Source organism: Parabacteroides goldsteinii DSM 19448 = WAL 12034, assembly GCF_000969835.1.
In the GTDB taxonomy this organism is placed as follows: domain Bacteria; phylum Bacteroidota; class Bacteroidia; order Bacteroidales; family Tannerellaceae; genus Parabacteroides; species Parabacteroides goldsteinii.
In genome coordinates this window covers 2,520,668-2,533,814 of the sequence record NZ_KQ033912.1, presented here as the reverse complement: position 1 = coordinate 2,533,814, position 13,147 = coordinate 2,520,668, and the positions used below count along the sequence as shown (strand labels likewise).

The 13,147-nt window shown below is 48.6% G+C and carries 11 protein-coding genes; 8 read left to right on the top strand and 3 right to left on the bottom strand.

Features of this window, described 5'->3' with window-relative positions; all coding sequences use genetic code 11:
• Position 1 precedes the first annotated feature (1 nt).
• Positions 2 to 1,825 carry a heparinase II/III domain-containing protein gene (locus tag HMPREF1535_RS09185; protein ID WP_046145949.1) on the bottom strand — a complete coding sequence of 608 codons (1,824 nt, stop codon included), beginning with the start codon at positions 1,823 to 1,825 and terminating at the stop codon, positions 2 to 4.
• A 730-nt stretch (positions 1,826 to 2,555) separates the two neighbouring features.
• Here HMPREF1535_RS09185 and HMPREF1535_RS09180 point away from each other — a divergent pair.
• The 8 genes from HMPREF1535_RS09180 to HMPREF1535_RS09145 are packed head-to-tail and all read left to right on the top strand — an operon-like array spanning position 2,556 to position 11,076.
• A complete protein-coding gene (locus HMPREF1535_RS09180; RefSeq protein ID WP_046145948.1) occupies positions 2,556 to 3,032 on the top strand; it encodes a pyridoxamine 5'-phosphate oxidase family protein in 477 nt (158 codons plus the stop codon).
• Positions 3,033 to 3,052: 20 nt separating this feature from the next.
• Entirely contained in the window at positions 3,053 to 3,520 is a 468-nt protein-coding gene (locus tag HMPREF1535_RS09175) for a hypothetical protein (protein WP_046145947.1), read from the top strand.
• A 58-nt stretch (positions 3,521 to 3,578) separates the two neighbouring features.
• The gene (locus HMPREF1535_RS09170) at positions 3,579 to 4,478 is read left to right on the top strand and encodes a serine O-acetyltransferase (protein ID WP_046145946.1); all 900 of its coding nucleotides are present in this window, start codon (positions 3,579 to 3,581) and stop codon (positions 4,476 to 4,478) included.
• Positions 4,479 to 4,503: 25 nt separating this feature from the next.
• Positions 4,504 to 6,102 carry a THUMP domain-containing class I SAM-dependent RNA methyltransferase gene (locus HMPREF1535_RS09165; RefSeq protein ID WP_009860321.1) on the top strand — a complete coding sequence of 533 codons (1,599 nt, stop codon included), beginning with the start codon at positions 4,504 to 4,506 and terminating at the stop codon, positions 6,100 to 6,102.
• Entirely contained in the window at positions 6,086 to 8,302 is a 2,217-nt protein-coding gene (locus HMPREF1535_RS09160) for a S9 family peptidase (RefSeq protein ID WP_046145945.1), read from the top strand. The genes HMPREF1535_RS09165 and HMPREF1535_RS09160 overlap by 17 nt, the downstream gene beginning before the upstream one ends.
• Positions 8,303 to 8,362: 60 nt before the next feature.
• Complete coding sequence (purD, locus tag HMPREF1535_RS09155; protein ID WP_046145944.1) at positions 8,363 to 9,631, top strand: phosphoribosylamine--glycine ligase; 1,269 nt, start codon at positions 8,363 to 8,365, stop codon at positions 9,629 to 9,631.
• The gene (locus tag HMPREF1535_RS09150) at positions 9,632 to 10,642 is read left to right on the top strand and encodes a hypothetical protein (RefSeq protein ID WP_046145943.1); all 1,011 of its coding nucleotides are present in this window, start codon (positions 9,632 to 9,634) and stop codon (positions 10,640 to 10,642) included. It begins immediately after the preceding gene.
• A complete protein-coding gene (locus tag HMPREF1535_RS09145) occupies positions 10,627 to 11,076 on the top strand; it encodes a YqaA family protein (protein WP_010801064.1) in 450 nt (149 codons plus the stop codon). Before HMPREF1535_RS09150 ends, HMPREF1535_RS09145 begins: the two co-directional genes overlap by 16 nt.
• Before the next feature lie 15 nt (positions 11,077 to 11,091).
• Here HMPREF1535_RS09145 and HMPREF1535_RS09140 read toward each other — a convergent pair whose 3' ends face one another.
• Together HMPREF1535_RS09140 and HMPREF1535_RS09135 are read right to left on the bottom strand one after the other, a co-directional pair.
• Positions 11,092 to 11,808, bottom strand: a complete 717-nt coding sequence (locus HMPREF1535_RS09140) for a DUF5036 family protein (RefSeq protein WP_009860326.1) — start codon at positions 11,806 to 11,808, stop codon at positions 11,092 to 11,094.
• Between the two features lie 48 nt (positions 11,809 to 11,856).
• Entirely contained in the window at positions 11,857 to 13,146 is a 1,290-nt protein-coding gene (locus tag HMPREF1535_RS09135; RefSeq protein ID WP_046145942.1) for a S28 family serine protease, read from the bottom strand.
• Position 13,147: the final 1 nt, after the last annotated feature.

The window sequence follows — 13,147 nt, the reverse complement described above, 5'->3', positions numbered from 1 at the left end:
ATCAGTCAGCAGCAGGAACCAGCCGGACTTTAATATCGCTCTCCTGCCCGCTTTCCAGACTCACATCGAAAACGATACGGCAGGTTCCCTCATTGGAAGCATCATAGCTATTCTTCGATACATTATCAAGGACGGATACAGATGTTACGGACGGACTATCGACGATCAGTTGCATACATTTGCCGTCTTTTGTCAGTTCCACCATATGACTGTCCAATACACGGGGAATGGCCCCGGTTACAATCGTCCATCTGACAGTTACCGGTTGACTGCCGGCTTTTACACGATCAATCACCGACAGATATTTTTCATTGATCAGAGCAACTTCACGGACGGCATTTTCCAATTCTCCGCCGAACAAATCCGTCATATTCAGAGAGGCTCCGAGTTTATGCGCTTCCGAATAGATATTTGTCACAGGTACAAAACCTTTTACATCATGGTATTTACCGTTTACAGTCAGTGTATTATGCGCCAGGTTATTATAACGGAACACATTCCAGCGCTGCCCGTTCTGCGACATATTCCATAAATCTACATTTTCCTTTTCCAGCGAATAATATTCCTGCATCCCCAGGTCCTGCACCCAGCGAACGCCCAAAGCGTCGAAAACGAACGATCCGGCATCCATATGGGCATGGCTGGTCGAAGCCGTTCCGCCTTTTATTCCCAGATAGAAACCTTCTCCATTTTCCCATCCCGTACGGACCAGCACGACAGGCGTCTGTCCGTTAGCCGCCCACAATTTCATGGCAGGAGGTACCAGTTCATTCATTTTATATTGTGAACCATAAATCGGAATCAACGGAAGAAAACGGCTCTCCTCATCCGAAAAGGACAACTCCGCCCGACTCAACATATCCTTTTCATTCCAAAGCAGTGTAGGGTCTTGCAGCTTGTCGGCAAACCAGTACATAGCCGGCAAAGCAAAGACACTCTCACGGGAATCGCTGAAGTTAAAGCATCTACCGGTCGTTCCGGTCATAAACTGCATAAAACGGGCAGAAGCCAGAAAACCTTCAGCTGAAGAGAGACCGCCGTCAGTCTCCAAGGCGGATTCCAACGCTGCATTCAAAAGAACCTGGAAGGTAGTCCCGTATCCCCAATAATTATATCCTTCGGGATAAGCGCCATCGGGACCATAGCCTTTCAAAGTCAAGCCGACTGTAGATAAAGCACGTTCAATAATTTCACGGGCCTCTTCCGGATGATCTTCCAACACAGCCAGCGCACCGTAAACCAGTCCGGCATTACAGACCTGGTTCCAGTTATTGGTCGCCCTCAGAAACCAGTTATATTTTTTATCCCTCGACGGGGCAAAACCTTTATTCAGAATAGCCTCCTGCACCAGCCTCCGGGCATCCGGAGATAACCGATCGAACAACCAGTCATAACCAATTGCAACAGCCATAGTCATTTCTCCCGTATCCAGAAAATGGGACGGGTTCCAATCGGTAAACGAACACACGGCAATCATCTCCTGCTCTGCCCGCAAACGATACTTATCCTCTCCTGTCATCCGGTAAGCATATGAAAGATAGAAGATACGCCGCAAAGCTTCACGCGATACGGCCAGCAACCGTTTCCCTTCTTTTTTATATGCCAGCACAGGCGTCGTGATCAGATCGTCGCATTGCCCAAGTAGATAGTTATGCAACCGGAGCATTTCCGGATTAAGAGCCAGATCGGATTTAATCTTTTGCTCCTCTCCTTTCTTTACCAGCAACCGGGGATGAGAAGGGTAAGAATCAAAGCGTATTCCCTGTGAATACCCCGAAACGAACAGGGAAAAGCAAAACACAACAAGCAGGATAGTCTTATTCATACAGGTATTATATTTAATTGGAGTTACAAATATAGGAAATCGCTTGAAAAAGTGTTTTCTTATCCGGAATCCTTTTAACAGACAAGAAAATACCATTTTGCTGCAATTTTCGACGATAGCAGATCATTTTGTGTATTTTTTCCGCATATACATATCTGCTATATTTCACAAAACAGTAGAAATAGAAGATCCGAAAACACAATATTTAACACTTAGCGTATTCATATAGATTTTCACTCTTCATTTTAAACAAATTGTAATCTCGTTTAAAACGAATTTTTTTTCATTTTAAATGAAATAGAGATTTATTGCAGATGAAAAATTTGTTAATTCTGTCCAAAAAAGTTATTTCAAACAGGCTTTTGGGCCTCAAATCACATGCTAAACAACACATTTTATCTCCAGAACGAGTAAATATCCAAACCAAACCCGAACAGCACATTCATATATTTCAAATATATTTTACGACATTTATCAACAACTACCACACATCATCAAACATAAAGCCACATTTATTAATCAACAATTAAAATAAAGACATTCGCAATCATTCCGTAGAGCGAATAAAAACAACAAACCCGATTTAGGACACGTACAGCCCACTGACAGAAGGACTATTTGACATTTTGACACATTGACGAAAACAGTACATATATAATAAAGTCGCAAAAGTAAGTCCGAGAAGTTGAACTTTTTTACTATGTTTGCAAAAGCATAATTAAAAATAGTAATGAAGACACTGGTACACACAGAGAAAGAACATATCGAGGAGATTATCCGTAGTTGCGATGTCTGTTTCGTCGGACTGGCTGATACGGATGGTACGCCTTACGTTATTCCCATGAACTTTGGCTATCGGAACGGTGTTATCTATTTACATTCAGCGCAGGAAGGCCGAAGTATCTCAATCTTGGAACGTAACCCGAAGGTTTGCATCACCTTCAGCACCGACCATGATCTGGTATTCCAGCATCCCGAAGTGGCTTGCAGTTACCGTATGCGTTCCAAAAGCGTTATCGCATGGGGCGAAGTGCGGTTTGAAGACGACTTCGACAAGAAAACGGAAGCGCTGGATATAATTATGAAACAGTATTCGGACAAGGAATTCCGTTATTCCGACCCGGCTGTGAAAAACGTAAAAATATGGCTGGTAGACCTCGATGAAGTAACATGCAAAGAGTTCGGGGCACCACACAAGAAATACTAAACATTTAAGAGAGTGAATATATGAAAAATCTGTTAGCAATATTTTTAATGGTGTTCCTGTTCGCTTCGTGCGAAGGACCGATGGGACCTCCGGGATTGGACGGACAAGATGGTACTAAAACTTATTGGATATTTGACAGGGATATACCTGTTATGCCTGGTGACTGGGAGTTAGTCGAAAATAAAGGCGAACCTTTCTACATGTACGAGTACAAAATCAGTGATGAGGATTTCGACCTATATAAGGATGCTTATGCCGAAGGACTAATTACCTGTTACATGTACCTAGATTATGACACAAGTAAAGAAGCACAAACTGCATTACCCAATCCTGTAAATCGTTTGGATAGTGAGAATAACATATGGACGGAAACCTATGCAGCCGAATATACAAAAGACGGATTTATCATCTTCAAGGTGACATTCTCCGATTTCTTTACTAATCAACGGCCGCCGGAAACGCATTTCAAAGCAGTTATAACCTATTAAAAGTACACATATATCAGATATTTAATGTACTTTTGCCCAAAATAAGACTTTCAAAATAATGGGATTGCAAAAGCATAGCAAGGTATTGAATGAAACAGTAGAAAAGCTGTCGGACGAATGTTCATACAAACAACTGTTTCATGCCTACCGCGATGAAGAGGCATTGCCTTCAGGTGAAGTACTGGAGGAGATCATTGACTTGTGTCGTGCAATCCTGTTTCCAGGCTATTACGGGAATGCGCGGATCAGTACACAGACGATCCGTTTCCATACCGGGGTCAATATTGAAAAGTTGCACGAGCTGCTCAGCCGTCAAATCTATGCGGGCCTTTGCCTGGCCGACACCAGCTGTACTTCCTGCGCGGAAGAGCAGATCCTCAGCCAGGCAAAAAAACTTTCCGAAGCATTCATTTCCACACTGCCGGAAATGCGCTGTCTGCTTGCCACCGATGCCGAAGCCGCCTACAACGGCGATCCGGCAGCACAAAACATCAATGAAGTTATCTTCTGTTACCCGGGCTTCCGGGCAATAGGCAATTATCGTATAGCGCACCAGCTTTATAAGCTGGGCGTTCCTTTTATACCCCGGATGATCACCGAAATGGCTCATTCCGAAACCGGTATCGACATTCATCCGGGAGCTCAGATAGGACATTATTTCTCTATCGACCACGGTACGGGTACCGTGATCGGCGAAACCAGTGTGATCGGGAATAACGTACGCATCTTCCAGGGTGTCAGCCTTGCCGGAGAAAAGCTGCCGCCCGATGAGAACGGGAACGCGATCCGCGGTGTCCCCCGCCATCCCATCCTGGAAGACAATGTGACCGTCTACTCCAACGCGACGCTATTGGGGAAAATACGGATCGGCAAAGGTGCCACGATATGTGGCAACGTCTGGATCACCGGAGATGTTCCCCCCGGTGCTGTCATTACACAAAATAAAGTAACTAAATAAATATCTTTTCTTACAACGCACGCAAATGAATAACGAGACATTTGAAATGGTGGCCAAAACCCTGTACGGGTTAGAAGAAATACTGGCCGGTGAGTTATTAGCTATAGGCGCCAACGATATAGAAATTGGCCGCCGGATGGTATCCTTCACAGGAGATAAAGAAGTGCTTTACAGAGCCAACTTCTGTTGCCGCACCGCCTTACGCATCCTGAAACCGATCTATCATTTCAAGGCAAAAGATGCCGATACGGTTTATAAGGAAGTGAAAAAGGTCGTATGGGAAAACTATATGTCACTGGACAAGACGTTCGCGATCGACTCCGTGATCTATTCAGAAGATTTCAATCACTCTAAATTCGTGGCTTACCGTACAAAAGATGCGATCGTTGACTACTTTATGGAGAAGCACAACAAACGTCCTTCCGTACGTGTGAACAATCCCGACTTATACATCAATATACATATCTCGCACAACGACTGTACCTTGTCTATCGACAGTTCGGGCGAGAGCCTTCACAAACGCGGATACCGCGTGGAACAGACCGAAGCACCGCTGAACGAAGTGCTGGCTGCCGGTATGATCCTGAAGACAGGCTGGAAAGGCGAATCCAATTTCGTCGACCCGATGTGCGGTTCCGGTACGCTGCTGATCGAAGCGGCTATGATCGCCCTGAACATCGCCCCGGGTATCCACCGCAAGGAATTCGCTTTCGAGAAATGGATCGACTTCGACCAGGAACTGTTCGACCGCATCTATAACGACGAAAGCCAGGAACGCGAATTCACTTTCAAATGCTACGGTTCGGATATCAACCCGGCCGCTATCGAGATCGCCCAGAAGAATATCCGTAGCGCAGGCCTGGCCAAATACGTCGAACTGAAAACGATGCCTTTCCAGCAATATACGGAAGCACCGCAACCGGGTATCCTGGTAACCAACCCGCCTTATGGCGAACGTATCTCCTCCCGCGACCTGCTGGGACTTTATAATATGATCGGCGAACGCGTCAAACATGTGTTTACCGGATATAAAGTATGGATACTCAGCTACAAAGACGAATGTTTCGACAAGATCGGCCTGCGTCCCAGCGAACGGATGAAGCTGATCAACGGCTCGCTCGACTGCGAATACCGTTGTTACGAAATATTTGAAGGAAAGAACAAAGACTATAAGAAAGCATTGAACGAGGAAGGCGCGGAAAGAACGGAAGATTCCGCCTCACGCCCAAGGCCCTCGTTCCCTGAAAAAAGATATGACACCCGTCCTGCAGGTCGCCCGAACTTCAAGACCGACCGCATGGACCGCCCCGACCGTCGTTTCGCCGCTGCTCACAGTGAAGACGAAAACGAACGTACATCCGCAGCACCGGGAAAACGTTTCTTCGGTGAAGAACGCGGTGACGGCCGTCCTGCCCGCAAACAGTTCGGAGGCGAACGTGGTGAACGCCCGGTTCGTCCGATTTTGCACAAAGCCGGTGAAAAACGCCCCGTCAAAATGCGTTACAAAGACGAAGACGACAGGTTCTCTAAAAACAGAAAGAACTTCGGAGACAGAAAACGCGGAGAAGGCCGTCCATTCAAGAAACCATTCAGAAGAGAAGACAACGATGACTTTGAAGATTAAACACTTCCTGGTTCTTTGCGTGTTCGCTTTATCTACATCCATGACGCTGATGGCACAGGACAAACAACTCACATTACACGACCTGCTTCCGGGAGGGAAGACACACAATAAGTTCGTCCCGGCCAGTCTCAAACAGCTACAATGGTGTGGGGACACTTACCTGTATGTCAAAGGAGACAGTATGATATGCGGCGTACCCGAAAAGAAAGAGCAGGTTGCCTTTACACGCAGCCGACTCAATGAGGCGCTTTCGGCAGCCGGACTTCCGACGGTAGGCAGCCTGCCCGGATTTTCGGTTCCCTATAAGGACCAGCCGGTACTGGCTTTTACCAGTAAAGGCCACCGCCTGCATTACAATTTTGCCGAAAACAAGATAATTGGCAATTATCAGCTGGACAGCAAAGGATCGAACTATAACTTCTGTCCGGCCAATAACTGCCTGGCATTCACGGTGGGGAACAACATACAGATTCTTTCACCGGAGAATCAGACGAGTATTGTTACACGTGAAACAAAAGATGGAATCGTCTGCGGACAGGCAGTCCATCAACGTGAATTCGGCATCAGCAAAGGACTGTTCTGGTCACCGGCAGGTTCCGCCCTGGCTTTCTACCGGATGGACGAGAGCATGGTCACAGACTATCCTATCGTCAATATCGACGCCCGCCAGGCAAAAGCCGAACCGGTTAAATATCCGATGGCCGGCATGAAGAGCCATGAGGTAACAGTCGGTGTGTACAACCTCTCGACAGGCGAAACCGTCTGGCTGGAAACCGGAACCCCGAAAGAAAAGTTCCTTACCAACATCGCCTGGAGCCCGGATGAAAAGAGTATCTATATTGCCGAACTGAACCGCGAACAGAATGAGATGAACCTGGTTCGCTATTCTGCCCTGACCGGCAAGAAAGAAGCCGTCCTTTTCACAGAAACGAACGAACATTACGTTGAACCGCAATATTCGGTACTCTTCCTCCCGAACGATCCCGGCAAATTCATCTGGCAAAGCCAGAAAGACGGATACAACCACCTGTATCTGTATGACACCACCGGCAAACAACTAAAGCAACTGACACAGGGAGAATGGGTAGTCACCCAGGTAATCGGTTTCGATGCCAAAGGCGAGAACCTGTTTATCACTTCCACCCAACCGCACATACGGAGTTCGTTCAATTACGGCACTCCGATGAATGTAAACGGCTGGAAGCTGAATCTGAAGAAGGGGGAGACATCCCTGCTGACACCGAATGCCGCCCTGGAAAGTGTACATAACCTTTCGGTCAGCGCCTCCGGCAAATATGCGATCGACAGTTACGACGCTCCGAAAATCCCGCGCATCATCAACCTGATCCGGACCAAAGACGGCAAGGAGATCAAAAACCTCCTGACCGCCCGGGACCCATACAAAGGCTACACACTGCCGGAAATAGAAGCTGGTACCATAAAATCTGCCGACGGTACAACCGACCTGCATTTCCGCCTGGTCAAACCTGTCGGACTGGATGAGAACAAGAAATACCCGACCATCGTCTACGTCTACGGTGGCCCCCACTCACAACTGGTAACGGGCGGCTGGCAGAACGGCGTAAGAGGCTGGGATATCTATATGGCACAACGCGGCTATGTGGTTTTCACGGTCGACAACCGCGGCACATCTAACCGGGGATTCGCTTTCGAAAGCGTGATCCACCGCAACCTGGGTGTCAACGAGATGGCCGACCAGATGAAAGGCGTGGAATACCTGAAATCGCTTCCTTACGTGGATGCCGACCGTATCGGTGTGCACGGATGGAGCTACGGCGGCTTCATGACGACCAACCTGATCCTGACGCATCCCGATGTTTTCAAAGTCGGTGTTGCCGGCGGTCCGGTGATCGACTGGAGCAACTACGAGATCATGTATGGAGAGCGTTATATGGACCGTCCGCAAGATAATCCGGAAGGGTATAAGAACGCCAACCTGAAGCTGAAGGCAGGCAACCTGAAAGGCCATCTCCTCCAGATACACGGCGACATCGACCCGGTAGTAGTATGGCAACATAGCCTGGGCTTCCTGAAAGCCTGCGTGGATGCAGATACCTATCCCGATTATTTCGTCTACCCCCGCCACGAGCACAACGTGACAGGCAAAGACCGCCCGCATCTCTACGAGAAGATAACACGGTATTTCGATGACTACTTGAAGAATACGAACAAAGAGTAACTGTTTCCCCTCTTGAGAGGGGAAACAGTTACCATCAGATAATATAATAAACATAACGATATGAACATTCTATTATTAGGCTCCGGCGGCCGCGAACATGCAATAGCCTGGAAGATTTCCCAAAGTCCGAAAGTGGATAAGTTATTCATTGCCCCCGGCAACGCAGGTACTGCACAGGTGGGAACCAATGCATATATCAAGGCGGACGATTTCGCCGCCATCAAAGATTTTGTACTGGCTAACGATGTGAACATGGTTGTTGTCGGTCCGGAAGATCCGCTGGTAAAAGGTGTTTACGACTTCTTCAAAAACGACGCCTCGCTGGCCGGCATCCCCGTGATCGGTCCGTCCAAAGCCGGAGCGCAGCTGGAAGGCAGCAAAGACTTTGCCAAAGCATTCATGATGCGCCATAACATACCGACCGCCCGTTACAAGAGCATCACAGCCGAAAATATCGCCGAAGGATACGCCTTCCTCGAATCGCTGCCTGCCCCTTACGTGCTGAAAGCCGACGGACTGGCTGCCGGAAAAGGCGTACTCATCCTCGAAACGCTGGAAGAAGCGAAAAAAGAACTGGGTGACATGCTGAACGGTATGTTCGGCGATGCCAGCAAGACAGTGGTTATCGAAGAGTTCCTCACAGGTATCGAATGTTCGGTATTCGTCATGACCGACGGCACGAACTACAAAGTACTCCCCGTAGCCAAAGACTACAAACGGATCGGCGAAGGCAATACCGGCCTGAACACCGGCGGTATGGGTGCCGTTTCCCCTGTTCCATTTGCCGACGAGGGGTATATGGCCAAAGTGGAAACACAGATCATCCGTCCGACCATCGAAGGTCTGAAAGCGGAAGGTATCGACTATAAAGGCTTCATCTTCCTGGGCCTTATCAATGAGAACGATCCCAAGGTGATCGAATACAACTGCCGTATGGGCGACCCGGAAACGGAAGTAGTCATGCTCCGCATCCAGAGCGACCTGGTAGACCTGCTGGAAGGCGTGGCCGAAGGCAACCTCGACAAGCGTACCCTGACAATAGACCCGCGTGCAGCCGTTACGGTCATGCTGGTAAGCGGCGGTTATCCCGAAGCCTACGAAAAAGGCAAACTGATCTACGGACTGAACGACATCACCTCCGACAACATCATCTTCCACGCCGGCACCGTCTCCGCCAGCGACCGGATCATGACCAACGGCGGACGTGTCATCGCTGTCAGCTCTTACGGAGCCAATAAGGAAGAAGCCCTGGCCAAATCATTCGCCGGAGCAAAGACCATCATGTTCGACAAGAAATATTTCCGAAGCGACATCGGGTTCGATTTGTAAATGAACAATACATACAGCTATTCTCGCAGACACACCATTTCGGGACCGGCAACTTTTGCCTGTACCCTGATGGCCTGTGTCGCCTGCTGGATCGTGAGTTACCTGAACTCGGTCGGCTATCCGGTGTATGGAGAAGTGACGGCACCGCCCCTGTGGAATGCCATCTGCCAGGTATTGCCCGGCAAGGCTTTCACCTATGCCATCGGCATGCTGCTGATGTTCGGGGGCGCCTTCCTGCTCCACCGTGCCAACTATGTCCTGGTGCTGATCCGCGAGAAGACGTTGTTGCCTTTCCTGTTTTATGTACTGTTCATCAGTACCAACCCGGATTTCCTGCCGCTGAAATCCACCTCAGTCGGCGTATTCTGCCTGATTCTGGCCATTTATCAGCTATTCACCTCTTACCACGACCCCGGTGCCAAGAGCAAAGCCTACAATGCCTCTCTGCTGATCGGGATCGGAAGCCTGCTATGGGTACATATCCTCTGGTTCATTCCTCTGTTCTGGATAGGGATGTATAACTTCAGGAGCTTGAGTATCCGTACCTTTCTAGCCTCCCTGCTCGGTGTAGGTACCGTCTACTGGTTCCTGCTGGGCTGGTGTATCTGGTTCCGCGACTTCACGCCGTTCACGATTCCGTTCGCCACGCTGTTCAAGATACGCATCCTGGCCGCTGCCGGTATCGGGATGCTTGATTGGGTCGGCATCATCGCCATTGCCATACTGACGGCTGTATCCGCTATCAACATCATCACGCACGAATACGAAGATGTGCTGCGTACACGCCAGTTCCTGTCCTTCCTGATCTGTATGTCGGTGTGGGCCTTTGCGCTCTATTTCCTGTACGAGCAGGCATCGGAAGAGTTTCTGGAGACAGCCTGTATCCCTTCCGCCATACTGATCGCCCATTTCTTCACCGTCATGCGGGGTAAGATAGTTTTCTGGACCTTCTATTCCACCATTGTTCTATTTATCGCTCTCTTGTTTCTACGCCTATGGAATTTCTTATAGAATACGGATATATCGGGGTGTTCATCGCCTCTTTCCTCGCAGCGACGATCCTGCCTTTCAGCAGCGAAGTCGTCCTGACCGGTGTTTTACTGGCTGGTTCTGCCTACTGGCCCTGCATGGTCGCCGCCACACTGGGCAACTTCCTGGGCGGCATGAGTTGTTACTGGCTCGGCATGCTGGGAAAAGTGGAATGGATCGAGAAATACCTCAAACTGGATGCCAAAAAGCTGCAAAAGGTACAGGACTGGATTGCCGGTAAAGGCTCCTGGATGGGTTTCTTCGTCTTCCTCCCCGGCATCGGCGACTTTATCGCGGTAGCGCTCGGTTTCCTGCGCGCCAACGTCTGGATCGTCGCCATCTCCATGTTCCTGGGCAAAGCCATCCGCTATTGGGTATGGATGGAGTTTGTTTATAAGGTACAGGGAATGTTTTAAACTTTCTTTCCCTTATTATACTACCTGAATGATGACTTCCGTAAAGATACTACCGCGGCGCACATAGATGGAGTATTCTTTCGAATCGGTCCAATAATAATAGGTAACAGTCAATTTACCACCATCGGTCGTTATCTCGAATCCATTGGATGTTGAGTATAAGAACTCGACATCTTTCGGAAAATCCATTTCCACCACATCACCGCTGTTACTCACCTCACCGATCACGCTGCCGTATTCCGGCAAGCCTTGCGGATCGGGATAGACGGGGGCATATTTAACTACGGCTCCCACATTGACTGCCGTTCCCGTATTCGCTATATCCTTCACGATTTCAGATTCAACATAAAACTGGTAATAAGAGGCTTCGAGAGCAATCGCAGGTTTTCCGGAAGGAAATTCGAGTATCGAATTGCGATTGAAGGCCTGATAAAGGCATCCCGGTAACACGGCCGCCTTCCGCACGAGTCCGTCTCCGACCCTGGGAGGAACAACCTTTCCAATCCCGTTTGCACCACCGAGTTCCACAAGCAGGCACGACGAGCCACTGAAATTGTTTTCATCCGTGATATAAATGTCCGAATTGCCCAGATACGTTTTTCCGTTATCCTCATTGAGCATATTCAATGTGGTGACATCCTCCAATTCTACTGAATCATCATCGGAACAAGATGTTGCGAAAAATACATTCGCAACAAACAGAAGTTGAAATAATAGCTTCTTTTTCATCATTTCTTAATTAATAGTTTTACAATAGGAAACACACACAAAGTATTTATGTTATTCCGCCAGCCACTGATTCAGCTGCGTCAAGATCTTTTCCTTCATATCTTCAGGCATATTACCGATGCGGGCACGATGGCTGCCGCGAGGCTGGAAGTAGACTTGTTCATTCTTCTTTCCTTTGAAAACCGGAGCATGGGCGGCACTCCACGGGTCGATTTCACCGTAAATAAAGATCATCTTCGGATCATTGTCCTTCAGAAAATCATAAATCTTATGATAAAGGGCAGGGCGGAACTCGACCTTGCCAACCAGCTCTTTGGGCAACATGATGCGGTTCAGATAACCTTTACTGCTGTCGATAGTCAGGTATTTACGGAACGGCTTCGTGTCATATCCGTAATAACCCAGTTCACGAGCGGCCTGAACAAAGAAAGAAATATTCGGTTGGTTCTCCGCAAAATAGTCAGGACTGCTGATATCCATCAGGTGTTTGAACAGCGTCGGGGTATCGGAATGGAGAGAAGGAATAACAGATACGGACGTTCCCCACTGCCATAAGGCAAAGGGATACTCCAGCACGCAATAATCGAGTACTTCGGGCATCGGGATACGGTATTCCAGGTTCTTTTCTTTGGAAAAAGCCTCCAACAAAGGAAGAATCTCTTCTTTGCGTTTCAAGACCTCCTTTTGGAACGCTTCTATCTTGCGGCGCTCCTGTTTCGTACCGACCTTACGCAGGAACGGTTCGTGGCGACCGTCTTCAACGCCTTTGCACAGCGGGCCGACGTAAGGGACGGAGATATCCACATCGTCCGGGAAAAAGGCACGGTAAAGCATGGTCGTCTGGCCACCTTTGCTGATACCGGTGCTGATCCATTTGCCGGTATAAAGCTGCTTGAAAGTCTGGTTGACATTATGCAGGTCGTAAGCGGAATTTTCGGCAGTCAGATAATCCCAGTTACAGGGTTCGGGTGTGGATTCCAGGAAATAACGATACTCCACAAAGACCAGGTTGGCATTCAGCAGCTTGGTCAGTTCCTCCTCGTATTTGGGATTCAGGGCATAAGCGCCGCCATATCCTTCGGTGACAATAACGGTCGGACGGTCGAAACCGACATGGCCAACAACAACGCGCTGCGTGAAAGTGCCGGCCTCCGGATTCTTAGGGTCGACAAGCTGGGTGATACGTACAAGATACTTTTCGGGATAAACGTCCGATTCCAGTTGTTCGACACTGGTGATCCCTTTCAGGGCGGCAAGCTTCTCCTTCAGTTCGCCCGGCGCGGCAAAGGCAGCCAGGGTACAGAGAAAAGAGAGAAGCAGAAGATTGAATGTTCTTCTCATG